Source organism: Serratia sp. PL7 (assembly GCF_945957435.1).
In genome coordinates, this window is the sequence record NZ_CAMFLB010000012.1 from 146,453 (window position 1) to 170,533 (window position 24,081).

Below are 24,081 nucleotides of genomic sequence, written 5' to 3' on the forward strand. Positions count from 1 at the left end.
CTATGCTCACGCGCTTGCGAGAAATTGTAGAGAAGGTGGCCGCGGCGGCCAGTCTGACGGATGCGCTGGATCTGCTGGTCAATGAAACCTGTCTGGCGATGGACACCGAAGTGTGTTCCATCTACCTGGCGGACAACGATCGCCGCTGCTACTACCTGATGGCCACGCGCGGTCTGAAAAAGCCGCGCGGGCGCACTATCGCATTGGCGTTTGACGAGGGCGTCGTCGGGTTGGTCGGCCGCCGGGCCGAGCCTATCAACCTGGCCGATGCTCAAAGCCATCCCAGTTTCAAATATGTCCCTCAGGTGAAAGAGGATCGTTTCCGATCCTTCCTCGGGGTGCCAATCATTCACCGGCGCCAGCTGTTGGGCGTGCTGGTGGTGCAGCAGCGTGAGCTGCGCCAGTTCGACGAAAGCGAAGAGTCTTTCATGGTCACCCTGGCCACGCAGATGGCCGGGATCCTTTCACAGTCGCAGCTTAACGCCATTTTCGGCCAGTATCGCCAAACGCGCGTGCGCGCGCTGGCGGCCTCGCCCGGCGTGGCGGTGGCGGAAGGGTGGCAGGACAGCAGCCAGCCTTCGCTCGATCAGGTTTACCGCGCGTCGACGCTGGACACCGCCAGCGAGCGCGAGCGCCTGACGTTGGCGCTGGAAGAGGCCGGCGCGGAATTTCGTCGCTTCAGCAAGCGTTTTGCCGCCAGCTCGCAAAAAGAGAGCGCGGCGATCTTCGATCTTTATTCTCACCTGCTAAACGATGCCCGCCTCAAGCGCGAATTGTTCGCCGAAATTGACAACGGCTCGGTGGCGGAATGGGCGGTGAAGCAGGTGATAGAAGCCTTTGCCGAACAGTTCGCCAAACTGCAGGACACCTATATGCGCGAGCGCGGCAGCGACCTGCGCGCGCTGGGCCAGCGCCTGCTGTTCCACCTCGACGACACCACTCAGGGCGCCACCCAGTGGCCGGCGCGTTTTGTGCTGGTGGCGGATGAACTGACCGCGACATTGCTGGCCGAAGTGCCGCAGGATCGCCTGGTCGGCGTGGTGGTGCGCGACGGCGCCGCCAACTCGCATGCGGCGATTTTGGTGCGGGCGATGGGCGTGCCGACGGTGATGGGCGCCGACATCCAGCCTTCTCTGCTCAGCCAGCGGCTGCTGATCGTTGATGGGTATCGCGGCGAACTGCTGGTCGATCCTGAGCCGGTGCTGGTGCAGGAATACCAACGGCTGATCAGCGAAGAACAGGAACTGAGCAAGCTGGCGGAAGACGACGTCGAACAGCCGGCGCAGTTGAAAAGCGGCGAACGCGTTCAGGTGATGTTGAACGCCGGCCTCAGCCCGGAACATGAACAGCTGTTGGGCGGCCGGGTGGACGGCGTAGGATTGTACCGCACTGAAATTCCGTTCATGTTGCAAAGCGGTTTCCCTTCCGAAGAAGAACAGGTCGCGCAGTATCAAGGTATGTTGCAGCTTTACCCCAACAAACCGGTCACGTTGCGCACGCTAGACATCGGCGCCGACAAGCAACTGCCCTACATGCCGATCAGCGAAGAAAATCCCTGCCTGGGCTGGCGCGGCATTCGCATCACTCTGGACCAGCCGGAGATCTTTTTGATACAGGTGCGCGCCATGCTGCGCGCCAATGCCGGCACCGGCAACCTGGGCATTTTGCTGCCGATGGTCACCAGCCTGGAAGAGGTCGATGAGGCCAAGCGCCTGATTGACCGCGCCGGGCGCGAGGTGGAAGAGGTGCTTGGCTACGCGATCCCGAAACCGAAAATCGGCGTGATGCTGGAAGTGCCGTCGATGATTTTCCTGATCCCGCATTTGGCCGGGCGCGTCGACTTCATCTCGGTAGGCACCAACGATTTGACCCAGTACCTGCTGGCGGTGGATCGCAACAACACGCGGGTAGCCTCGCTGTACGACAGTCTGCATCCCGCGATGCTGCAGGTGCTGAAGCTGATCGCCGAACAGGGGAAAGCGGCCGGGCTGCAGCTTAGCCTGTGCGGTGAACTGGCCGGCGATCCGATGGGCGCGCTGTTGCTGGTGGGCATGGGCTATCGCAATCTGAGCATGAACGGCCGCAGCGTGGCGCGCATCAAATACCTGCTGCGACATATCGACCTTGCCGACGCGGAAGTGTTGGCGCTCCGGGTGTTGAACACCCAAATGACCACGGAAGTGCGCCATTTGGTGGCGGCGTTTATGGAGCGACGCGGCATGGGCGGGTTGATTCGCGGCGGCAGATAATCGCCGCGCGATGTGATTTTTTTACAGAACTTTTCCCGCGCTGCCGGCCCGGACCACGCTAAGCCTATGTTATGATGCGCAACCTCAGCGCGACGCATGTTCGTCGTCTTGCAAACCGCAGCGGCCAATGCTGCCGTTTGCAAGGCGCGAGGTAATGTCCGTCGCCGTTTGGCACCTGCCGCCCCCGCATGGGGAAAAATAACAGACATGTTGTGGTGATAGATGAGCAATAGCTATCTGGCGTTTCCTAAATTTGATCCGGTCATTTTCTCCATTGGCCCGGTTTCTTTGCATTGGTACGGCCTGATGTATCTGGTCGGCTTCGTTTTTGCCATGTGGCTGGCGGTGCGCCGCGCCAACAAGCCGGGCAGCGGCTGGACCAAAGACGAAGTGGAAAACCTGCTCTACGCCGGTTTCCTGGGCGTATTCGTCGGCGGCCGCGTGGGCTATGTGCTGTTCTACAACCTGCCGTTGTTCCTGGATAACCCGCTCTATCTGTTCAAGGTCTGGGATGGCGGCATGTCGTTCCACGGCGGTTTGATGGGGGTGATCCTGGTGATGTTCTGGTTCGCTCGTCGTACCAAACGCACCTTCTTCCAGGTTTCCGATTTTATCGCGCCATTGATCCCGTTCGGTTTGGGCGCCGGCCGCCTCGGCAACTTCATCAACGGTGAACTGTGGGGCCGCGTGACTACCGACACCCCTTGGGCGATGCTTTTCCCAAGCTCGCGCAGCGAAGACGTGGCCCTCGCCGCCGCCGATCCTTCTCTGCTGCCGCTGCTGAACCAGTACGGCGTGCTGCCGCGTCACCCGTCCCAGCTGTATGAACTGCTGCTGGAAGGCGTGGTGCTGTTTATCATTCTGAACCTGTTCATCCGCAAGCCGCGGCCGATGGGTGCCGTATCGGGCCTGTTCCTGATCGGTTATGGCGCATTCCGCATCATCGTCGAAGCGTTCCGCCAGCCGGATGCCCAGCTTGGCCTGTTCGACGGCGTGATCAGCATGGGGCAGATCCTGTCCATCCCGATGGTGGTGGCCGGTATTATTATGATGATTTGGGCGTACCGTCGTCGCCCGCAGCAACAACTGTCGTGAGGGACAAATGAAACAGTATCTGGATTTGATGAACAAGGTGCTCGCCGAGGGCACTCCTAAAGCCGACCGTACCGGCACTGGCACGTTGTCGATTTTCGGCCACCAGATGCGTTTCAATTTGCAGGATGGCTTTCCGTTGGTGACCACGAAAAAATGTCACCTGCGTTCGATCATTCATGAGCTGTTGTGGTTCCTGAACGGCGATACCAACACCGCCTACCTGCGTGACAACAAGGTCACCATTTGGGACGAGTGGGCCGATGAAAACGGCGATCTCGGCCCGGTGTACGGCAAGCAGTGGCGCGCCTGGGGGGCGGCGGATGGTCGTCAGATCGATCAGCTGAGCAACGTGCTCCAACAGCTGAAGCAGGATCCGGATTCGCGCCGCATCATCGTTTCCGCCTGGAACGTCGGTGAGCTGGACCAGATGGCGCTGGCGCCGTGCCACGCGTTCTTCCAGTTCTACGTGGCGGACGGCAAGCTCTCTTGCCAGCTGTACCAGCGTTCCTGCGACGTGTTCCTGGGCCTGCCGTTCAACATCGCCAGCTATGCGCTGTTGGTGCACATGATGGCGCAGCAGTGCGATCTGGAAGTGGGTGATTTCGTCTGGACTGGCGGCGATACCCACCTGTACAGCAACCACATGGAACAGACGCGGCTGCAGCTGACGCGTGAACCGCGTCCGTTGCCGAAACTGGTGATCAAACGCAAGCCGGCTTCGCTGTTCGATTACCGTTTCGAAGACTTCGAGATCGAAGGTTACGATCCGCATCCGGCCATCAAGGCGCCGGTCGCGATCTGACCTTAACCGCATCACACCAGGGGCGCAGCGATTGCGCCCCTTTTTTTATCCGCATTGCGCACTGCGCCGCATTTTATTGTCGCCACTTGTCACTACTGAGAAAACATTGCGCAGCTTGCCGCAAGGCTTGCGCATACGGCTTTACCGCTTTGTTACGGCCCTTACACTGGCCGCATGAAAGACAAGACTCTCTCGAACATTGATGACCGCCAGCGTGGCATGACGCTGATTGAACTGTTAGCGGCGATATTGATCGCCGGCATGCTTACCGGCTGGGGCGTCGGGCAATGGCGCTATCATCAGCAAGCGCTGCGGCTGGAACACACGGCCCAACAGCTGCTGGCGTTTTTGCTGCGATTGCAGGCGGACGCCAACTGGCGTAACCGCACGACGCTGCTGTGGTTCAAGAGCGGCACGCCTTGGTGTCTGGGCGGTGGCGTGCCGCCGCCGGATTGTGGTTCAGCCGAAGGCCCCGTTTTTTCACCGTTTTATCGCGACGTTGCGCTGAGCGGTTATACCGACAAAGAAATCGGGTTTTACGGTTTGCGCAATACTGCGCAGGCGGGGCATATCCAGCTCAGCAATGAGGCAGGCGGCCTGCGGCTAGTGCTGTCTGCCCGAGGGCGGCTGCGTTTATGCAGCGAAGGGCTCCGGATAAGGGGGATCGCGCCATGCTGACTGTCGAACGCGGTTTTACTCTGCCGGAGGTCATGTTGGCGCTGGTGTTCGGCAGCGTGATCGCGCTTGGCGCGGCAAAAACTTACCCGCTGTTACGCCAGCAGAACGTGGCCGTTGGTCAGCACTTTCGGCTGGAGTCAACGCTGCGACAGCTGGCGTTCGGCATTGAGAAAGATCTGCGCCGCGCCGGTTTTTGCGCCGGGCAGTGCGCAGGCCGTCCGTTGCTGATCGGCCAGGCATCGGGAGAAGCGGCGGGCAGCTGCGTTATCGTCGCTTACGACATCACCCGCAGCGGGCAATGGCCCACCTCGGGCGAGGATGCAGGCTATTTCGGTTATCGGCTGCGCAATGGCGGCTTGGAAGGGCAGCGCGGCGTAAGCCAATGCGATGGCGGCGGCTGGGAGCGGCTGCTCGATCATGACGAAGTGCGCATTGAGCGGTTTCATGTGGCGATAGAGCGGGGCGATCACGGCGCAGCGTTGGCTCGTCTGACGCTGACGGGGCGCTCCACCAGCGATACGCGTATCAGGCGCAGTCTGAGCGGGAGCGTCGAAATGGCGGCGCTGCCATGAAGCGGCGCACCCAGCGAGGCGGTAGCACCCTGGCGGCGGTGATGTTGCTGCTGGCGCTGGGGCTGATGTTGCTCAATGCTCAGCATCGGCAATTGGATAACGCGCTGTTACTGGCCGCCGATCAGCAGCGTTACCTTCAGGCTTACAATCAGGCCGCTTCGGCGCTGAGTTGGGGGATGAGCCAGCGCTGGCCGCGCGCCGAGCTGAGTGCAGCGGCCTGGCTATGCAGGCAGCGCGTGGAATTGACGGCCTGCGCCCGGCTGTCTACCAGAGCGGGGGGGGTGACGGTACGCGGCCTTGGTGAGATGCACGGGGGGGAGCCGCTTTGGCTGTATCAATGGGGCGTGTTTGACGATGCAGAGGCTGCTGGCAAGGTGCAAGCGCAGCCAGGGGGGCGGCTGGATTTTTGCCCCGAGAAAAGGCTGGCTGACTGCGATGGCTAACGCTCGCGCAGGGCGGCTATCCCGCAACGGCTTCAGCCTACCGGAGGTATTGGTGGCAGCCTTGCTGTTCTCGGTGTCGCTGCTTGGCTTGTTACAGTATCATCAGGTGCTGTTGCAGTCGTTTCAGCGCCAGTGGCACTACCGGCAAGCCTGGGCGCTGGCGCACCAGCAGTTGGAAACGTTCGCCGTCACCGGGCGGCTCGATGCCGAACCACCGCTGGATGGCTGGCGACGTGAGGCGGCGCTTGACGATGCGGAGAGTGATTGCCGTCGATTGACGGTCAGGGTTCAAACGCCGCAGCGGCAGTGGGCAACGCTGAGCCGTTGGTATTGCACCCGTTTTTGAGCCGGTATGTTTTTTGTTTTAAAGGAGCGTTCATGTTCACGGTTTATCATTCCAATCAGCTGGATTTATTGAAGACGCTGACCAGCGCACTGATAGCCAGAGATCCGTTGGCCGATCCTTTTCAACAGGAAGTGGTACTGGTGCAGAGCCCCGGGATGGCGCAATGGCTGCAGATGCAGCTGGCGGAACAATTCGGCATCGCCGCCAATGTCGCGTTTCCGCTGCCAGCGACCTTTATTTGGGACATGTTCACCCGGGTGCTGCCGGATATCCCGAAAGAGAGCGCCTTCAGCAAGGACGCCATGACCTGGAAGCTGATGTGGTTGCTGCCAGAGATGCTGACCCAACCGGCGTTTGCGCCGCTGCAGCACTATCTGACCGATGACGGCGACAAGCGCAAAATTCATCAGCTGGCCGGCCGGGTCGCCGACCTGTTCGACCAATATTTGGTTTATCGCCCGCAGTGGCTGGAGAGTTGGCAGCGCGGTGAGCGCATCGACGGTCTGGCGGAGGCTCAGCAATGGCAGGCGCCGCTCTGGGCGCGGTTGGTAGAGTACACGCGCGAACTGGGGCAGCCGGAATGGCACCGCGCTAATCTGTACAGCCGCTTTATCCACGCGCTGGAGCAGGCAAAAACGTGCCCGCCCGGTTTGCCGCCGCGGGTGTTTATCTGCGGCATCTCGGCGTTGCCGCCGATCTATTTGGAGGCGCTGCAGGCGCTGGGGCGGCATATCGATATCCACCTGATGTTCACCAACCCCTGTCGTTATTACTGGGGCGACATTCAGGATTACGCTTTCCTGGCCCGCTTGCAGAGCCGCAAGCGTCGTCATTACCATCAGGCGCGTGAGCAAGGGCTGTTTCGCGAGCCGGCCGACGCGGCGCGCCTGTTTGACGCCGAAGGTCAGCAGCAGCTCAGCAACCCGCTGCTGGCCTCCTGGGGCAAGCTGGGGCGCGATCACCTCTATCTGCTGTCGCAGATGGAAGGGGCGCAAGAGGTAGACGCCTTTGTCGATATCCCGGCGGATACCATGCTGCACGCCGTTCAGCGCGACATGCTGGAGTTGGAAGATCATGCGGTGATCGGTATTACCGCGGAAACGCTGGAAAGCAGCGTCAGCAAACGCCCGCTTGATGAGAATGACCGCTCCCTCAACCTGCACGCCTGCCACAGCCCACAGCGGGAAGTGGAGGTGCTGCACGATCAACTGCTGACCATGCTGGCGCAGGATCCGTCGTTGACACCGCGCGACATCATCGTGATGGTAGCGGATATCGACAGCTACACGCCTTATATTCAGGCTGTGTTCGGCAACGCCCCCGCCGAGCGCTACCTGCCGTTCGCCATTTCTGACCGTAAAGCGCGGCAGGCGCATCCGGCGCTGCAGGCGTTCATTTCACTGCTCGATTTGCCGCAAAGCCGCTTTACCTCGGAACAGGTGCTGGCGCTGCTGGAGGTGCCTGCCCTGGCTACCCGTTTCGCCATCGGCGAAGAGGGGCTGCGCCTGCTGCGTCACTGGGTTGGTGAATCCGGCGTTCGCTGGGGCCTGGACGACGATAACGTGCGCGAACTGGATCTGCCCGCCACTGGCCAGCATACCTGGCGCTTCGGCATTACGCGCATGCTGCTTGGCTACGCGATGGACAGCAATGCCGGCGATTGGCAGGGCATTTTACCTTACGACGAATCGAGCGGGTTGGCCGCCGAGTTGGCGGGGCAGTTGGCAGACCTGCTGGCGCAGCTCAGCCACTGGCGGCAAGTCTTGAGCGAAGCGCGCCCGCTCGAGGCGTGGCTGCCGTTGTGCCGGCAACTGCTGGATGCCTTCTTCGCCGCGGATAGTGACACTGAAGTCGTGCTGGCGCTGATCGAACAGCAGTGGCAGCAGGCCATCAATTTTGGCCTGGCGGCGCGCTATCCCGACGAGGTGCCGTTGACCATTCTGCGTGACGATCTGGCGGCGCGCCTCGATCAGGAACGCATCAGTCAGCGCTTCCTCGCCGGGCAAATCAACTTCTGTACGCTGATGCCGATGCGTTCCATTCCGTTCAAGGTGGTGTGCCTGCTGGGCATGAACGACGGCGTGTATCCGCGCACGCTGCCGCCGCTGGGGTTCGATCTGATGGCGCAGCAGGTCAAACGTGGCGACCGTAGCCGTCGCGATGACGACCGCTATCTGTTCCTGGAAGCGATTTTGTCCGCTCAGCAGCGGCTGTATATCAGCTTCATCGGCCGTTCCATTCAGGACAACAGCCCGCGCTATCCTTCGGTGCTGGTCACCGAGCTGCTGGAGTACCTGGAGCAAAGCTATTGTCTGCCGGGAGACGAGGAACTTAGTGCAGACGACAGCGCCCGCCGAGTGGGCGAGCACTTGCTGAAGTGGCATGCGCGCATGCCGTTCGCCGCCGAGAATTTCTTGCCGGGCTCGGAGGCGCAAAGCTATGCCGCCGAGTGGCTGCCCGCCGCCGATGGTCGCGGTGCGGCGCATCCGGCGTTCAACCAGCCGCTGCCCGCCGAAGCGCTGCAGCAAATAGCGTTGGATGAGCTGCTGCGGTTTTATCGCCATCCGATTCGTGCCTTCTTCCAGCTGCGCTTGGGCGTCAGTTTTATCCTGGAAGAGACCGAGTTGCCGGACGAAGAACCCTTCACGCTGGATAACCTCAGCCGTTACCAGTTCAACAGTCAACTGCTGAATACGCTTATCGACGGCGACGATCCCGAGCGGCTATTCCAGCGGGTGCGCGCCGCCGGTGGGTTGCCCTATGGCGCCTTCGGCGAAATTTATTGGCAAAAGCAGCAGGAAGAAATGAGCGAACTGGCCGAGCAGGTGCGTGCGGAACGGGCGCAGAGCCATAGCCTGGAGCTGGATATCGATATCGCCGGCGTGCGCCTCAGTGGCTGGCTGCACCAGGTGCAGGATGACGGCCTGTTGCGCTGGCGGCCCGCTACGCTGTCGGCGGTGGACGGCATATTGTTGTGGCTGGAGCACCTGGTGTATTGCTGTGCCGGCGGCACCGGCGAGAGCCGCATGTATGGCCGCAAGAACTCCGCCTGGCGCTTTGCCGCGCTGGCGCCAGAAGAGGCGCAGGCACAGTTGGCGGAGCTGCTGGCGGGCTATCAACGCGGTCTGTGTGAGCCGCTGCTGTTGCTGAACAAGAGCGGCTGGGCGTGGCTGAGCCAGTGCTATCTGCCGGAAACGCAGCAAATCGACTGGGAGGAAGACGCGCAAATTAAGGCCCGCGCCAAATTGCTGCAGGCCTGGCAGGGCGATCAGCGCATTCCCGGAGAAGGGGAAGATCCCTACGTGCAGCGAGTATTCCGCCAATTGGATAATGAATACTTGGCGCAAATTCTGGCCGAAACAGAGCGTTATCTGCTGCCGGTGGCGCGGCATAACCTGGGGTAACAATCCCCCGGTGGTGCTGTGCAGCGGGAGGTGGTAAAAATAACGAAGGTTATATTCAACCATTGGGGTAATTCCCGGTCTGACATAACGTACAGGCATATACCCGCCGTGTTCGGACCGCCACATTGGCGAAGAACCCGGCGAGTACCGATTTGGTTATGTGGTTTTGATGCACGTCGCCAACGTCAGGGAGTGGGCGTAGCGACGTCAGAATAGGGGTTTATTTTGGATATGCGCAGACAGTTGGCCCGTATCGCCGGGCTGGTATTATTGGCTATGTGTTGGGCACCGTTGAGTTGGGCCGCGCAAGGATGGCAACCGCTGGCGGAGAAGATCAACAAGAGCGAACACGATCCGCGTCAGTACGAGGCGATCAAGTTGGCTAACGGCATGACGGTGTTGCTGGTGTCCGATGCCCAGGCGCCGAAATCGCTGGCGGCGCTGGCATTGCCGGTCGGGTCGCTCGAAGATCCGAACAGCCAACTGGGCTTGGCGCACTATCTGGAACATATGGTGCTGATGGGCTCCAAACGCTATCCAGAGCCGGAAAACCTGTCCGAATTCCTGAAAAAGCACGGCGGCAGCCATAACGCCAGCACGGCCTCTTATCGCACCGCCTTCTATCTGGAAGTGGAGAATGACGCGCTGGAGCCGGCGGTCGATCGCATGGCCGACGCCATTGCCGAGCCGCTGCTGGATCCGGGCAATGCCGATCGTGAGCGCAACGCGGTGAACGCCGAATTGACGATGGCGCGTTCGCGCGACGGCATGCGCATGGCGCAGGTCGGCGCGGAAACCCTTAACCCGGCGCACCCGAGCGCGCGCTTCTCCGGCGGCAATCTCGATACGCTGAAAGACAAGCCGGACAGCAAGTTGCATGATGAACTGACCGGCTTCTATAAACGCTACTACTCCGCCAACCTGATGATGGGCGTTTTGTACGGTAATCAGCCGCTGCCGCAGTTGGCGGATATTGCGGCGAAAACCTTTGGCCGCGTGCCGAATCACGACGCCAGCGTGCCGCCGATCACCGTGCCGGCCGTGACGCCGGAACAGCAGGGAATCATCATTCACTATGTGCCGGCGCAGCCGCGCAAGCAGCTGAAGGTCGAGTTCCGCATCGATAACAACAGCGCCGCGTTTCGCAGCAAAACCGATACCTACATCAGCTACCTGATCGGCAACCGCAGCAAAAACACCCTGTCTGACTGGTTGCAGAAGCAGGGGCTGGCGGATGCCATCAATGCCGGCGCGGATCCGATGGTCGATCGCAACGGCGGCGTCTTCGCCATCAGCGTTTCACTGACCGACAAAGGTCTGGCCAAACGCGACGAGGTCGTCGCCGCCATTTTCAACTACCTGAAAATGCTGCGCAGCGAAGGCATCAAGCAGAGTTATTTCGACGAAATCTCGCACGTTCTGAATCTGGACTTCCGTTATCCGTCGATCACGCGCGACATGGACTACATCGAATGGCTGGTGGACACGATGCTGCATGTGCCGGTTGAGCATGCGCTGGACGCACCCTACCTGGCCGATCGTTATGATCCCAAGGCGATCGCTGAACGTCTGGATGCCATGACGCCGCAAAATGCGCGCATCTGGTTCGTCAGCCCCGATGAGCCGCACAACAAGACGGCCTATTTCGTCAACGCGCCTTACCAGGTCGACAAAATCACGCCACAGCGCTTTACGCAGTGGCAGCAGCTGGGCAGCGGCATTTCTCTGTCGTTGCCGGCGCTCAACCCGTACATTCCGGATGCTTTCACCCTGACCAAACCGTCGCACGAGTTCAAAAAGCCGGAAATGGTGGTGGATAAACCCGGCCTGCGCGTGCTGTATATGCCGAGCCGTTATTTCGCCGACGAGCCGAAGGCCGACGTCACCGTCGCTTTCCGCAACGCCAAGACCATGGATTCCGCGCGCAACCAGGTGCTGTTCTCGCTGACGGATTATCTGGCCGGCCTCGCGCTGGATCAACTGAGCTATCAGGCGTCGGTCGGCGGGTTGAGTTTCTCGACGTCGCCGAACAACGGCCTGATGTTTAACGCCAACGGCTTTACCCAGCGTTTGCCGCAGTTGTTGACGGCGCTGATCGAGGGCTATTCCAGCTTCACGCCGACGGAAGATCAGCTGGCGCAGGCCAAATCCTGGTACCTGGAGCAGTTGGACGCCGCCGAGAAGGGCAAAGCGTTTGAGCTGGCCATTCAGCCGGTGCAGATGGTTTCCCGCGTGCCGTATTCCGAACGCAGCGAGCGCCGCGAAGTGCTGAAGACGCTGACGCTGAAAGACGTGCTGGCCTATCGCGACAGCCTGCTGGCCGAGGCCACGCCGGAGCTGTTGGTGGTGGGCAACATGAGCAAGCAGCAGGTCGACACGTTGGCGTCGACGTTGAAACATCGTCTGGGCTGTACCGGCATCGAATGGTGGCACGGCGAAGACGTGGTGGTGGACAAGAATCAGCTAGCCAACCTGCAACAGGTGGGCAGCAGCACCGACTCGGCGCTGGCGGCGGTCTATGTGCCGACCGGCTACGACGAAGTGACCGGCATGGCCTACAGCTCGCTGCTGGGGCAGATCATTCAGCCGTGGTTCTACAGCCAGCTGCGCACTCAGGAGCAATTGGGGTATGCGGTCTTCGCCTTCCCGATGTCGGTGGGCCGCCAGTGGGGCGTGGGCTTCCTGCTGCAGAGCAACAGCAAACAGCCGGCCTACCTGTACCAGCGCTATCAGGATTTCTACCCGAAAACCGAGAAGCGCTTGCGCGACATGAGCGAGGCCGATTTTGAGCAGTACAAACAGGCGCTCATTAATGAGCTGAAGCAGCGGCCGCAAACCCTCAGCGAAGAAGCCAGCCGGTTCGCCAACGATTTCGATCGCGGCAATTTCGCCTTCGATACCCGTCAGAAGCTGATTGCGCAGGTGCAACAGCTGACGCCGGCCAAGCTGGCGGATTATTTCCACCAGGCGGTGATCCAACCGCAGGGGCTGGCGGTGCTGTCGCAGGTGAGCGGCAGCGGGCAAGACAAGGCGGATTACGCGGCGCCTAAGGATTGGGTTACCTATCCGAACGCGTCTGCATTGCAGCAGATCCTGCCGCGCAAAGTGGCGACGCCATGACGGAAGTTGCCCCGCAAAGGCTGGAGCCGCTGACGTTACCGTTGTTCGGCGAACGCCTGATCGAGGCGTCGGCGGGCACCGGCAAAACCTTTACCATCGGCGCGCTGTACCTGCGTTTGCTGCTGGGGTTGGGCGGTGAAGCAGCGTTTCCCCGGCCGCTGACGGTCGAAGAAATCCTGGTGGTGACCTTTACCGAGGCCGCCACCGAGGAGCTGCGCGGGCGCATCCGCGACAATATCCACGGGCTGCGCATCGCCTGCGTGCGCGGTATCAGCGCCAACCCGCTGTTTTCGGCGCTGATGGAAGAAATTGACGATTTGACCGACGCCGCCTCGCAGTTGCTGGCGGCGGAGCGGCAGATGGACGAAGCGGCGATTTACACCATCCACGGCTTTTGCCAACGAATGTTGACGCACAACGCCTTTGAGTCCGGCATGCTGTTTGAACAAACGCTGGTGCAGGATGAACTGCCGCTGCGGCGGCAGGCCTGCGCCGATTTCTGGCGTCGCCACTGCTATCCGTTGCCACTGGGCGTGGCGCGTGCGGTCAGCCAGGAGTGGAGCGGCCCGGAAGCGTTGCTGGCCGATCTTTCCGGTTATCTGCACGGTGAAGCGCCGGCGCTGCGTCGGCCGCCGAAGGACGAAGAAACCGTCCTGATGCGCCACGAGCAGATCGTCGCGCGCATCGACGCCATCAAGGCGCAATGGCGGGCGGCGGCGGGCGATCTGGAGGCGTTAATCGCCCAGTCCGGTGTCGATAAGCGCAGTTACAGCAGTAAACACCTGCCGAACTGGCTGAACAAGGTCGGCGAATGGAGCGGGCAGGAGACTCAGGACTACCAGCTGCCGAAGGAACTGGATAAATTTCGCCAGTCGGTGCTGCTGGAGAAGGCCAAGAAAGGCGAGCCGCCGCGGCATGCGCTGTTCACGGCGATCGACGAGCTGTTTGATGAACCCTTGACGCTGCGCGACCTGATCATGGCGCGCGCGCTCAGCGAGATCCGCACTTCCATTCAGCAAGAAAAGCGCCAGCGCGCCGAGCTGGGGTTTGACGACCTGCTCAGCCGGCTGGACGGCGCCTTGCAAAGCGGTGGCGGCGAACAGCTGGCACAGGCGATCCGCCAGCGTTACCCGGTGGCGATGATCGATGAATTCCAGGATACCGATCCGCAGCAATACCGCATTTTCCAAAAACTTTACGTCGGCCGGCCCGATTGCGGCCTGCTGCTGATCGGCGATCCCAAGCAGGCGATTTACGCCTTTCGCGGTGCCGACATCTTTACCTACATGCGGGCGCGCTCAGAGGTGAGCGCCCACTATACGCTGGAGACCAACTGGCGCTCGTCGCCGTCGATGGTCGCCAGCGTTAATCACCTGTTTTCTCAGGTAGAAAAGCCTTTCCTGTTCGGCCAAATCCCCTTTATCGAGGTCAGCGCGGCGGAAAAGAACCAAGGGCTGGCGTTTGAATTGCACGGCAAGCCGCAACCGGCGATGCAGTTCTGGCTGCAGCAGGGGGAAGGCGCCGGTGTAAGTGATTACCAACAGCTGATGGCGCGCCTGTGCGCCACGCAAATTCGCGACTGGCTCAGCGCCGGGCAGCAGGGCCAGGCGTGGCTGCAGGGTGGCAAGATGCCAAGGCCGGTACAAGCCTCCGATATCACGGTGCTGGTGCGCAGCCGCAATGAGGCGGCGTTGGTGCGCGATGCGCTGAGTGCGCTTTCTATTCCTTCGGTGTATCTGTCCAACCGCGATAGCGTGTTCGACACCCCGGAGGCCAAAGACCTGCTGTGGTTGTTGCAGGCGGTGTTGGCGCCGGAACAAGAGCGCACGCTGCGCAGCGCCATGGCCACCGGGCTGATGGGGCTGGACGCGCCGACGTTGGACGGCCTGAGCCGCGATGAGCGCGCCTGGGACTCGCTGGTTAATGAATTCGACAGTTACCGTACGCTCTGGCTGCGCCGCGGCGTGTTGCCGATGCTGAGCGAGGTGATGAAAGCGCGCCAGCTGGCGGAGAACCTGCTGGCCAGCGCCGGCGGCGAGCGTCGCTTGACCGACGTGCTGCATCTGGGGGAGCTGTTGCAAGAGGCGGCGGCGCAGCTCGACAGCGAGCATGCGCTGGTGCGCTGGCTGGCGCAACAGATCGCCCAGCCTAATCGTCAGTCCGATAATCAGCAGTTGCGGCTGGAGAGCGACCGGCATCTGGTGCAGGTGATCACGATTCACAAGTCTAAGGGGTTGGAGTTCGATCTGGTGTGGCTGCCGTTCGTCGGCAACTTCCGCCAGCAGCAACAGGCGCTGTATCACGATCGCCACAGTTTCCAGGCGTTGCTGGATCTCGACGCCAATGAAGAGAGCCAGGCCTGGGCGGAGGAGGAGCGATTAGCGGAAGACCTGCGTCTGCTGTATGTGGCGCTGACCCGCTCGGTGTACCACTGCAGCATCGGCATCGCACCGTTGTTCCAGGGCACGCGCAAGAAACAGGGCGATACCGATCTGCACCGCAGCGCATTGGGTTATCTGGTGCAGGGCGGGCAAGCCGGTGACGCCGTGTATCTGCAGGAGCGGCTGCAGCAATTAGCGGGCGGCGGTATCGCGCTGTCGCTGGTTGAACCGCCGGATGAAGAACCCTGGCACCCCCAGGCTTCGCTAACCGAGGCGTTGGAGGCGAAAAGCTTTACCCGGCGGATCCAGGATTTTTGGCGGGTGACCAGCTATACCGGTTTGCAACAGCACGGCGCGAGCCTGATGCAGGATCTGCTGCCGCGTCTGGATGTCGACGCGGCCGGTGAGCGCGGGGAAGAAAGTGAGCCAGCGCTTACACCGCATACCTTCCCGCGCGGCGCAACGCCCGGCACCTTCCTGCACAGCCTGTTTGAAACGCTGGACTTCACCCAGCCGCTCGACGAACAGTGGCTGCTGGAACAGCTACAGCAGCAAGGGTTCGCCGAACACTGGCAACCGATTCTGCTGGCGTGGATGCAGGTGCTGCTCAATACGCCGCTCGATGACAGCGGCGTGACGCTGGCGGCGCTGACGCCGCAGCATAAGCAGGCAGAGCTGCAGTTCTATTTACCGATTAATCGGCTGTTGCAGGCGAAGGAGCTCGATTCCCTGGTGAAGCGTTACGATCCGCTTTCCGCCCGCTGTCCGGCGCTGGATTTTCACCAGGTGCAGGGCATGCTGAAAGGTTTTATCGACCTGGTGTTCTGCTGGCAGGGCAAATACTACCTGCTGGACTACAAGTCCAACTGGCTAGGAGAGGACAGCAGCGCCTATACCCGGCCGGCGATGGAGCAGGCGATGGCGGAGCATCGTTACGATCTGCAATACCAGCTGTACACGCTGGCGTTGCATCGTTATCTGCGCCATCGGTTGCCGGATTATGATTACCGACGCCATTTTGGCGGGGTGATTTATCTGTTCCTGCGCGGCGTGGATGCGGCGCACCCGGGCAATGGCATTTTCACCTGTCTCCCCGAGTTTGAGTTGGTGGAGGGGATGGATCGCTTGTTCAGCGGCGAGGCTGCGGCGGCGGAGGAAGGATCATGATCGCACTGCTGGAGCAGGCGGTGGCGCTTGGCGCGCTGCGCCCGCTGGACGTGCAGTTCGCCCGCGTGGTGGCGAACGAAGACGAGCCTGATATTTTGCTGGCCGCCGCCTGCCTGAGCGCAGAGGCGGGGGCCGGTCATGTCTGCCTGATGCTGGAGCAACTGCAGGCGGACACGCTGTTTGAAGGGCGCCAACCGGCGCTGGCGTTGGCGGTGTGGGAGGCGGTCGGGCGACCGGATAGCGCGCGTTGGCAGCAGCGTTTGGCGGCCAGTGCGGCGGTCGGGGATGGCAGCGGCGCAACGCCGCTGGTACTGCGCGGGCCGCGTTTATACCTGCAGCGCATGTGGCAAAACGAAGGTGAAGTGGCGGCGTTTATCGGCGGCGAAGGTGAATCGCTGGCGGTGCCGGAGGAGGCGTTGCGCGCCATTCTCGACCGCTTGTTCGGCACGGCGAGTGACGAACCCGACTGGCAGAAGATCGCCGCCGCGGTGGCGGCTACGCGGCGTATCGCGGTGATTTCCGGCGGGCCGGGCACCGGTAAAACCACCACCGTCGCCAAGCTGCTGGCGGCGCTGGTGCAACTGGATGAAAGCGCGCGCTTGCGAATTCAGCTGGCGGCGCCGACCGGCAAGGCGGCGGCGCGCCTGACGGAGTCGCTTGGCAGCGCCAGCCGTCAGTTGGCGTTGACCCCGGCGCAGCAGGCGTTGTTCCCGACGGAGGCGGCGACGTTGCACCGTCTGTTGGGGGCGCAACCGAACAGTCAGCGCATGCGCTATCACCGCGGCAACCGGCTGCATTTGGATGTGCTGGTGGTGGATGAGGCCTCGATGGTCGATCTGCCGATGATGGCGCGCCTGATTGCCGCGTTGCCCGATCGGGCTCGGGTTATTTTCCTTGGCGACCGCGATCAGCTGGCTTCGGTAGAGGCCGGCGCGGTGCTGGGGGATATTTGCCGTTTTGCCGAGCAGGGATACAGCGATGCGCGTGCCGCAGAGCTGAGCCGCCTGACCGGCTGTTCGATCGAAGGGCGGCAGGCCGACGCGGAAGCGGCGGTGCGCGATAGCCTGTGTCTGCTGCGCAAGAGCTACCGTTTCGATGCCCGTTCCGGCATCGGCCAGCTGGCGTTGGCGGTCAACGCCGGCGCGGGGGATCGCGCACTGGCGGCACTAAACGGCAGTTTCGGCGATGTCGCGGGCTATGCGCTGGCGACGAGCGAAGAGTATCAGGCGCTGTTGGATGCCTGCGTGGCGGGCTACCGCGACTATCTGCGGCTGACGGCCGAAGGGGCGGACGCGGCGACGGTGCTGGCGGCTTTTGGCCGTTTCCAGGTGCTGTGTGCGCTGCGTGAAGGGCCGTTCGGCGTCGCCGGCCTGAACGAGCGCATTGAGCTCGGGCTGCAGCGTGCGGGCCTGATCGACCGCAAACCGGGCGTGCTCGGCCGCTGGTACCGGGGGCGGCCGGTGATGATCGGCCGCAACGACAGCGCACTGGGGCTGTTCAATGGGGATATCGGCATTACATTGCCGGATGAGCACGGCGATCTGCGCGTGCATTTCCAACTGCCCGACGGCAGCATCAAGTCGGTACAGCCAAGCCGTTTGCCGGCGCATGAAACCGCTTATGCCATGACGGTGCACAAATCACAGGGATCGGAGTTTGACCATACGGTTCTAGTGTTGCCGAACCATTTCCTGCCGGTGCTGACGCGTGAGCTGGTCTATACCGCGATCACTCGTGCGCGTAAGCAGCTCTCACTGTACGCTACGGAGACGGTACTGCTGCGGGCTATTCGCACGCCGACCCAGCGCCGCAGCGGATTGGCTGAACGGTTGCAGGCAACGGAATAAGCGATGAACGGGCGCGGCAACGGCCGCGCCCACTGTGATTACAGATCCGCCAGCAGAATTTTGGAGCGGCGCTGGTAGTTGTACAACGCCTGTTTCTGCATCGGCAGCACGTCGACCTCCGCCGGGGTAAAGCCACGTTCCTGGAACCAGTGAATGCTACGGGTGGTCAGCACGAACAGCTTCTTCAGCCCCATCTGCCGCGCCTGATTTTCCACCCGCTGCAGCAGCATCTCGCCGCGCGAAGAGCTGCGGTAATCGGGATGTACCGCGACACAGGCCATCTCACCGATTTTTTCCTCCAGGAACGGGTACAGCGCCGCACAGGCGATGGTCAGGTTGTCGCGTTCGATAATGGTGAACTTGTCGATCTCCATCTCCAGCTGTTCACGCGAACGGCGCACCAGAATACCCTGTTGTTCGAGCGGTCGGATCAGTTCCAGGATGCCGCCGATGTCGTTGATCGTCGCCCGGCGCACCTGCTCGGCGCTTTCCATCACGATTTGGGTGCCGATGCCGTCGCGCGAGAACAGCTCTTGCACCAGCGCGCCATCCTCCTGATAGCTGATCAAGTGGCTGCGGCGCACGCCGCTGCGGCAGCCTTTCACCGCGCCGCGCAGGAAGCGCACGGTGCCGGAATGGTAATCGCCGCCTTCCTCCAGTTCTTCAAGGCGCTTTTGCGCGTCGTTGGGGAACAGTTCGGAAAGGATATTGCCTTCTGCATCGGTCACGCCCTGTGAGGAGCAGAAACCGATCATTTTTTCCGCTTTCAGTTTGATCGCCAACTGGGTGGCCACTTCTTCCGAAGTCAGGTTGAAACTCTCGCCGGTGACTGAGACCGCGACCGGACCGATCAGCACGATGGCGTTGCTGTCGAGTTGGCGATGGATCGCTTCTTCATCGATGCGGCGAATGCGGCCGCTGTGGCAATAGTCGATGCCGTCATCGATACCCAGCGGCTGAGCGATGATGAAATTGCCGCTGACCACGTTAATGTGCGCGCCCTGCAGCGGCGTGTTGTTGAGGCTCATCGACAGGCGGGCGGTGATGTCCAACTGCAACAAACCGGCAGCCTGCTTGACCAGTTCGAGCGTATGGGCGTCGGTTACGCGCGTGTGCTTGTGGTAGAGCGGCTCAGAGTTATGCTGCGCCAGGTTGGCGTCGATCTGCGGCCGTGCGCCGTAAACCACTACCAGGCGGATGCCCAGACTATGCAACAGCCCGATATCGTTGACGATGTTGGAGAAATTCTCGTGTTCGATGGCTTCCCCGCCGAGCATGATGACAAACGTCTTGCCACGGTGGGCATTGATATAAGGGACTGAGTGACGGAATCCTTGCACCAGCTCTGTACTACGTTCCTTCACGGGCAACCTCTTGTGAATATTTATACGATATTTTTGTATTTTTATTCTTTTATGGCGCTAATGGCAAGTGGGAAATCGCCATGAAGAGCGAGCTAAGGGCGCTAAATCGTTAATAAATTGAAAAACCATAAAAAGATTTTCTGATGACAGGGCAGGAATGATTGGTTAAAGTTTTCGGCATTCCCAAGTCATTGGTGTTTTTTTCATCTGTTGTAAACAGTTATTACTGCCGGAGCCGCATGCCAAACGCTAATCACAATCTGGGCCGCCGTCGTTTATTACAGGGCGTTGCCGCCAGCTGGTTGCTGAGTGTGAGTCGCACGGGCTTCGCCGCGTCGTCGCACGTGATTGCCGTGCGCGTCTGGCCATCCTCCACTTATACCCGCGTCACGCTGGAATCCAACGTCGAGCTGAAATACAAGCAGTTTGCCCTGACCAATCCCGATCGCGTGGTGGTGGATATCGAAGGCGTCCACCTCAACAGCGTGCTGAAAGGTATTGCCGGGCAGGTGCGCGCCGACGATCCGTATCTCAAGCAGGCGCGCGTCGGCCAGTTTGATCAGAATACCGTGCGGCTGGTGCTTGAGCTCAAGCAGAGCGTCAGCCCGCATATTTTCACGCTGGCGCCGGTACCGGAGTATCGCAACCGTCTGGTGATGGATCTCTACCCGACCAAGGGCGGCAGCGGCGGTGAGGAGTATGATCCGCTACTGGCGTTACTGGAAGATTACAACAAGGGCGATCTGGAGCGCACGCTGCCGCCGGAAGCGCCGCAGGCCGGCAAGGCGGGGCGCGATCGGCCGATCGTCATCATGCTGGATCCTGGCCACGGCGGCGAAGATCCCGGCGCTATCGGCAAGTACAAGACGCGCGAGAAAGATATCGTGCTGCAGATTGCCCGCAAGCTGAGCGCCATGATCAAGCGCGAGCCGAACATGAAAGTGTTCATGACGCGCAACGAAGATGTGTTTATCCCGCTCAAGGTGCGTGTCGCCAAGGCGCGCAAGCAGCGCGCCGATCTGTTCGTTTCGATTCACGCTGACGCCTTTACCAGCCGCGCCGCGCGCGGTTCATCGGTGTTCGCGTTGTCCACCAAGGGCGCCACCAGCTCGGCGGCCAAGTTCCTGGCGCAGACGCAGAACGCGTCGGACCAAATCGGCGGCGTCAGCAAGAGCGGCGACCGCTATCTCGACCATACCATGTTCGATCTGATCCAGACCGCGACCATCAACGACAGCCTGAAGTTCGGCAAGGAAGTGTTGAATCGGATGGGGAAAATCAACCGGTTGCACAAGAATCGCGTCGATCAGGCCGGTTTTGCGGTGTTGAAGGCGCCGGATATCCCGTCGATCCTGGTAGAGACGGCATTTATCAGCAACATCGAAGAGGAGCGCAAGCTGCGCACCAGCCATTTCCAGCAGCAGGTGGCGGAGTCGATTCTGGCGGGGATCAAGGCTTATTTCGCCAACGGCGGCGCGCTGGCGAGCCGATAAAAGTAGGGCCGGGCGCGAGTCCGGCTATTTTTGCGGATTGCAGATACAAAAAAACACCCGGAAGGGTGCTTATCTGTTGTCATCAAGAGTTGGTTGCGGAGGCCGGATTTGAACCGACGACCTTCGGGTTATGAGCCCGACGAGCTACCAGGCTGCTCCACCCCGCGTCCGTCTTGATGCTGTATTACTACGAAACCACCGTTCATGTTATGCCGCTGGTACGACATTCGGTTGGTTGCGGGGGCCGGATTTGAACCGACGACCTTCGGGTTATGAGCCCGACGAGCTACCAGGCTGCTCCACCCCGCGTCCGTATAATACTTTGTTATCGAAGCCAAACGCAAATACCGCCAATGCGGCATCGGTTGGTTGCGGGGGCCGGATTTGAACCGACGACCTTCGGGTTATGAGCCCGACGAGCTACCAGGCTGCTCCACCCCGCGTCCGATGGATGCGCACTATACTCTCCGTGCGTTTTGTTGCAAACCCTTTTTGCATTTTATTGGCCTAAACCCGTTTTTCTGCTGGATTTGCCCGCAATTTGCCTTCTTTTTCATCACCATCCTCCGTGCGGCTTTTTTTATTTGCAGCGATTCCTTTATCAATGAGCGTTTGTTATCGTTCAGCCGGTAGATCATATCAGTTTGAGAGTGTGCGCGATGAAAGGACGTTGGGGCAAATACCTGCTGGGCGGGTTGTTGGTGGCGGTGTTGGCGGGCTGTTCGTCCAAGCCGACCGATCGGGGTCAGCAATATAAAGACGGCCGTCTGGATCAATCGCTGGAGCTGGTCAATCAGCCCAACGCCAAAGGTTCGCCGGTCAACGCCAAGGATTATTCGGATCAGCTGATGGAGATCAAGTACGCGTCGCCTTCGCTGTTTAACCGCAACAATAGCACCTATCAGGCGGTGCAAAGCTGGATGGCGTCCGGCGCCGACACGCGCATGCTGAGCCAGTACGGCCTCAGCGCTTACCAGATGGAAGGTGTCGACAATTACGGCAACGTGCAGTTTACCGGCTACTATACGCCGGTGGTGCAGGCGCGCTATACCCAACAGGGCGAGTTCCGCTATCCGCTGTACCGCATGCCGCCGAAGGGCAGAGGCCGCTTGCCGGATCGCGCGGGCATCTATTCCGGCGCGCTTGACGATCGCTATATCATCGCTTACACCAACTCGCTGATGGACAACTTCATGATGGAAGTCCAGGGCAGTGGCTATGTCGACTACGGCAACGGCCAGCCGCTGGTGTTCTTCGGCTACGGCGGCAAGAACGGCCACGCCTATCGCAGCATCGGCAAGGTGCTGATCGATCGCGGTGAAGTGGCCAAGGCGGACATGTCGATGCAGGCGATCCGTCAGTGGGCGGATACCCACAGCGCCGCAGAGGTGCGTGAGCTGCTGGAGCAGAACCCGTCGTTCGTGTTTTTCCGTCCGGAAGCTTTTGCGCCGGTGAAGGGCGCCAGTGCGGTGCCGCTGATCGCCAAAGCCTCGGTGGCCTCCGACCGTTCGCTGATCCCGGCGGGCACTACGCTGCTGGCCGAAGTGCCGCTGCTGGACAACAAGGGTAAATTCACGGGAAAATACGAGATGCGTCTGATGGTCGCACTCGACGTGGGCGGGGCCATCAAGGGCCAGCATTTTGACATGTATCAGGGCATCGGGCCGGATGCCGGCCACTCGGCGGGATACTACAACCACTATGGTCGCGTCTGGGTGCTGAAGAACAACGGTGGCGGTCAGTTGTTCAGCGCCAATCAGTCAAACGGCGGCGGTTCGTTGCTGGCCACTCGGTAAACGCATACGACGTGAAAAGATTGACCCGCAAGGGCCGGATTTTCCGGCCCTTATCATTTGCATTACGAAGGTAATTAAAGCGTTATGAGCACAGCTTATTCGGAAGCCTATCTGCAGCGTTTCGGCGGCACGGCGCGATTGTACGGCCAGCAGGCGCTGGCGGTGTTCGCGCAGGCGCACGTCTGCGTGATCGGCATCGGCGGCGTGGGTTCCTGGGCGGCTGAGGCGCTGGCGCGCACCGGCATCGGCGCCATCACTCTGATCGACATGGATGATGTCTGCGTTACCAATACCAACCGCCAGATCCACGCGTTGCGCCAGCATGTCGGGCAATCGAAAACCGAGGTGATGGCGGAGCGTATCCTGGCGATCAACCCGGAATGCCGGGTGACCTGCATCGACGATTTCATCACCCCGGACAACGTCGCCGAGCTGCTGGACCATAACTTCAGCTACGTCATCGACGCGATCGACAGCGTGCGGCCGAAGGCGGCGTTGCTGTCATACTGCCGCCGCTTCAAGATCCCGGTGGTGACCACCGGCGGCGCCGGCGGTCAGGTCGATCCGACCAAAATCGAAGTGGCCGATCTGGCCAAAACCATCCAGGATCCGCTGGCCGCCAAGCTGCGCGAGCGGTTGAAGCACGATTTCAACGTGGTGAAAAACGGTAAGGGTAAGCTGGGCATCGACTGCGTCTTCTCCAGCGAACCGCTGGTTTACCCGCAGCCGGACGGTTCGGTGTGCGCTTCGCGCAGCACGGCGGAAGGGCCAAAAAGAATGGATTGCAGCGCGGGGTTCGGTGCGGCGACCATGGTTACCGCCACCTTCGGTTTCGTCGCCGTATCGCACGCGCTGAAAAAGATGGTGGCGAAGGCGGCGCGTCAGGCGTAACGGGCGGCGATCGCCTTGACGGCGGAGCCCAAGGCCGCCAGGCCGCTGGCGCGGGTGGCGCTCAGCTGCGCGCGCAATGCCAGACGGTCGAACAGCGCCAGCGGATCCAATGCGGCGATCTGCTGCGGCGTTTTTCCTTCCACTTCGGTCAGCAGCACCGCCAGCAGGCCGCGCACGATGCGGCCCTCGCTGTCGCCATAGAAGTGTAGCGTGCCGTCTTCCAGCAATTGGTGCCCTAACCAGACACGGTTTTCACACCCGCTCAACGCCATTTCTTCACTGCGCAAGGCCTCCGGCAGCGGCGGTAGCCGTTTTGCGAGCATGATCAGCTGGCGGTAGCGGTCTTCCCACTGTTTCAGCGCGCTGAAGGTAGCGATCAAGGCTTCGGCGGTGATCTCTCGGCCAAAAGGATGGGGGGCGAGCATAGTGTCTC

At 61.0% G+C, this 24,081-nt stretch carries 16 protein-coding genes and 3 tRNA genes; 14 read left to right on the forward strand and 5 right to left on the reverse strand.

Going from position 1 to position 24,081, the window contains the following annotated elements; all coding sequences use genetic code 11:
• The first annotated feature begins 2 nt into the window (after positions 1 to 2).
• From ptsP to recD, 11 genes are all read left to right on the forward strand, one after another.
• Complete coding sequence (ptsP, locus tag N6G83_RS34015) at positions 3 to 2,249, forward strand: phosphoenolpyruvate--protein phosphotransferase (protein WP_043139841.1); 2,247 nt, start codon at positions 3 to 5, stop codon at positions 2,247 to 2,249.
• Positions 2,250 to 2,471: 222 nt separating this feature from the next.
• Positions 2,472 to 3,344 (forward strand): prolipoprotein diacylglyceryl transferase, encoded by an 873-nt coding sequence (gene lgt, locus N6G83_RS34020; RefSeq protein WP_016929919.1) that lies wholly within the window; start codon positions 2,472 to 2,474, stop codon positions 3,342 to 3,344.
• 7 nt (positions 3,345 to 3,351) lie between these two features.
• Positions 3,352 to 4,146: a thymidylate synthase gene (thyA, locus tag N6G83_RS34025; RefSeq protein WP_025304065.1), complete on the forward strand. Its 795-nt coding sequence runs from the start codon at positions 3,352 to 3,354 to the stop codon at positions 4,144 to 4,146.
• A 174-nt stretch (positions 4,147 to 4,320) separates the two neighbouring features.
• Complete coding sequence (locus N6G83_RS34030; RefSeq protein WP_025304064.1) at positions 4,321 to 4,824, forward strand: prepilin peptidase-dependent protein; 504 nt, start codon at positions 4,321 to 4,323, stop codon at positions 4,822 to 4,824.
• Positions 4,818 to 5,396: a prepilin peptidase-dependent protein gene (locus N6G83_RS34035; RefSeq protein ID WP_043139850.1), complete on the forward strand. Its 579-nt coding sequence runs from the start codon at positions 4,818 to 4,820 to the stop codon at positions 5,394 to 5,396. Before N6G83_RS34030 ends, N6G83_RS34035 begins: the two co-directional genes overlap by 7 nt.
• Positions 5,393 to 5,839: a YgdB family protein gene (locus N6G83_RS34040; RefSeq protein ID WP_049296162.1), complete on the forward strand. Its 447-nt coding sequence runs from the start codon at positions 5,393 to 5,395 to the stop codon at positions 5,837 to 5,839. Before N6G83_RS34035 ends, N6G83_RS34040 begins: the two co-directional genes overlap by 4 nt.
• Complete coding sequence (locus tag N6G83_RS34045) at positions 5,832 to 6,185, forward strand: prepilin-type N-terminal cleavage/methylation domain-containing protein (protein ID WP_043139856.1); 354 nt, start codon at positions 5,832 to 5,834, stop codon at positions 6,183 to 6,185. Before N6G83_RS34040 ends, N6G83_RS34045 begins: the two co-directional genes overlap by 8 nt.
• A gap of 32 nt (positions 6,186 to 6,217) precedes the next feature.
• Complete coding sequence (gene recC, locus N6G83_RS34050) at positions 6,218 to 9,589, forward strand: exodeoxyribonuclease V subunit gamma (RefSeq protein WP_043139861.1); 3,372 nt, start codon at positions 6,218 to 6,220, stop codon at positions 9,587 to 9,589.
• Positions 9,590 to 9,820: 231 nt separating this feature from the next.
• Positions 9,821 to 12,709, forward strand: a complete 2,889-nt coding sequence (ptrA, locus tag N6G83_RS34055; protein WP_260516156.1) for a pitrilysin — start codon at positions 9,821 to 9,823, stop codon at positions 12,707 to 12,709.
• Positions 12,706 to 16,257 carry an exodeoxyribonuclease V subunit beta gene (gene recB, locus N6G83_RS34060; RefSeq protein WP_260516157.1) on the forward strand — a complete coding sequence of 1,184 codons (3,552 nt, stop codon included), beginning with the start codon at positions 12,706 to 12,708 and terminating at the stop codon, positions 16,255 to 16,257. Before ptrA ends, recB begins: the two co-directional genes overlap by 4 nt.
• A complete protein-coding gene (gene recD / locus N6G83_RS34065; protein WP_043139870.1) occupies positions 16,254 to 18,104 on the forward strand; it encodes an exodeoxyribonuclease V subunit alpha in 1,851 nt (616 codons plus the stop codon). Before recB ends, recD begins: the two co-directional genes overlap by 4 nt.
• A gap of 38 nt (positions 18,105 to 18,142) precedes the next feature.
• Here the strand turns inward: recD and argA are convergent, their stop codons facing one another.
• Positions 18,143 to 19,468 (reverse strand): amino-acid N-acetyltransferase, encoded by a 1,326-nt coding sequence (gene argA, locus N6G83_RS34070; protein ID WP_049206113.1) that lies wholly within the window; start codon positions 19,466 to 19,468, stop codon positions 18,143 to 18,145.
• Positions 19,469 to 19,707: 239 nt separating this feature from the next.
• Between argA and amiC the strand changes: the two genes are divergently transcribed.
• A complete protein-coding gene (gene amiC, locus N6G83_RS34075; RefSeq protein ID WP_004931882.1) occupies positions 19,708 to 20,961 on the forward strand; it encodes an N-acetylmuramoyl-L-alanine amidase AmiC in 1,254 nt (417 codons plus the stop codon).
• 90 nt (positions 20,962 to 21,051) lie between these two features.
• Here amiC and N6G83_RS34080 read toward each other — a convergent pair.
• The 3 genes from N6G83_RS34080 to N6G83_RS34090 form a co-directional block, all read right to left on the reverse strand.
• Positions 21,052 to 21,128, reverse strand: a tRNA-Met gene (locus tag N6G83_RS34080).
• Between the two features lie 65 nt (positions 21,129 to 21,193).
• A tRNA-Met gene (locus N6G83_RS34085) sits at positions 21,194 to 21,270 on the reverse strand.
• 57 nt (positions 21,271 to 21,327) lie between these two features.
• Positions 21,328 to 21,404, reverse strand: a tRNA-Met gene (locus N6G83_RS34090).
• 216 nt (positions 21,405 to 21,620) lie between these two features.
• Between N6G83_RS34090 and mltA the strand changes: the two genes are divergently transcribed.
• Together mltA and tcdA are read left to right on the forward strand one after the other, a co-directional pair.
• The gene (mltA, locus tag N6G83_RS34095) at positions 21,621 to 22,757 is read left to right on the forward strand and encodes a murein transglycosylase A (protein ID WP_025304054.1); all 1,137 of its coding nucleotides are present in this window, start codon (positions 21,621 to 21,623) and stop codon (positions 22,755 to 22,757) included.
• An 84-nt stretch (positions 22,758 to 22,841) separates the two neighbouring features.
• Positions 22,842 to 23,648: a tRNA cyclic N6-threonylcarbamoyladenosine(37) synthase TcdA gene (gene tcdA, locus N6G83_RS34100; protein ID WP_025304053.1), complete on the forward strand. Its 807-nt coding sequence runs from the start codon at positions 22,842 to 22,844 to the stop codon at positions 23,646 to 23,648.
• On the opposite strand, the gene csdE is transcribed toward tcdA, so the two are convergent.
• Positions 23,639 to 24,073 (reverse strand): cysteine desulfurase sulfur acceptor subunit CsdE, encoded by a 435-nt coding sequence (gene csdE / locus N6G83_RS34105; protein ID WP_049206161.1) that lies wholly within the window; start codon positions 24,071 to 24,073, stop codon positions 23,639 to 23,641. The genes tcdA and csdE overlap by 10 nt on opposite strands.
• Between the last annotated feature and the right edge of the window lie 8 nt (positions 24,074 to 24,081).

Coding starts and splice junctions, on each gene's coding strand:
- ptsP (WP_043139841.1), top strand. CDS start 3: ATGCTCACGCGCTTGCGAGAAATTGTAGAGAAGGTGGCCGCGGCGGCC.
- lgt (WP_016929919.1), top strand. CDS start 2,472: ATGAGCAATAGCTATCTGGCGTTTCCTAAATTTGATCCGGTCATTTTC.
- thyA (WP_025304065.1), top strand. CDS start 3,352: ATGAAACAGTATCTGGATTTGATGAACAAGGTGCTCGCCGAGGGCACT.
- N6G83_RS34030 (WP_025304064.1), top strand. CDS start 4,321: ATGAAAGACAAGACTCTCTCGAACATTGATGACCGCCAGCGTGGCATG.
- N6G83_RS34035 (WP_043139850.1), top strand. CDS start 4,818: ATGCTGACTGTCGAACGCGGTTTTACTCTGCCGGAGGTCATGTTGGCG.
- N6G83_RS34040 (WP_049296162.1), top strand. CDS start 5,393: ATGAAGCGGCGCACCCAGCGAGGCGGTAGCACCCTGGCGGCGGTGATG.
- N6G83_RS34045 (WP_043139856.1), top strand. CDS start 5,832: ATGGCTAACGCTCGCGCAGGGCGGCTATCCCGCAACGGCTTCAGCCTA.
- recC (WP_043139861.1), top strand. CDS start 6,218: ATGTTCACGGTTTATCATTCCAATCAGCTGGATTTATTGAAGACGCTG.
- ptrA (WP_260516156.1), top strand. CDS start 9,821: ATGCGCAGACAGTTGGCCCGTATCGCCGGGCTGGTATTATTGGCTATG.
- recB (WP_260516157.1), top strand. CDS start 12,706: ATGACGGAAGTTGCCCCGCAAAGGCTGGAGCCGCTGACGTTACCGTTG.
- recD (WP_043139870.1), top strand. CDS start 16,254: ATGATCGCACTGCTGGAGCAGGCGGTGGCGCTTGGCGCGCTGCGCCCG.
- amiC (WP_004931882.1), top strand. CDS start 19,708: ATGCCAAACGCTAATCACAATCTGGGCCGCCGTCGTTTATTACAGGGC.
- mltA (WP_025304054.1), top strand. CDS start 21,621: ATGAAAGGACGTTGGGGCAAATACCTGCTGGGCGGGTTGTTGGTGGCG.
- tcdA (WP_025304053.1), top strand. CDS start 22,842: ATGAGCACAGCTTATTCGGAAGCCTATCTGCAGCGTTTCGGCGGCACG.
- csdE (WP_049206161.1), bottom strand. CDS start 24,073: ATGCTCGCCCCCCATCCTTTTGGCCGAGAGATCACCGCCGAAGCCTTG.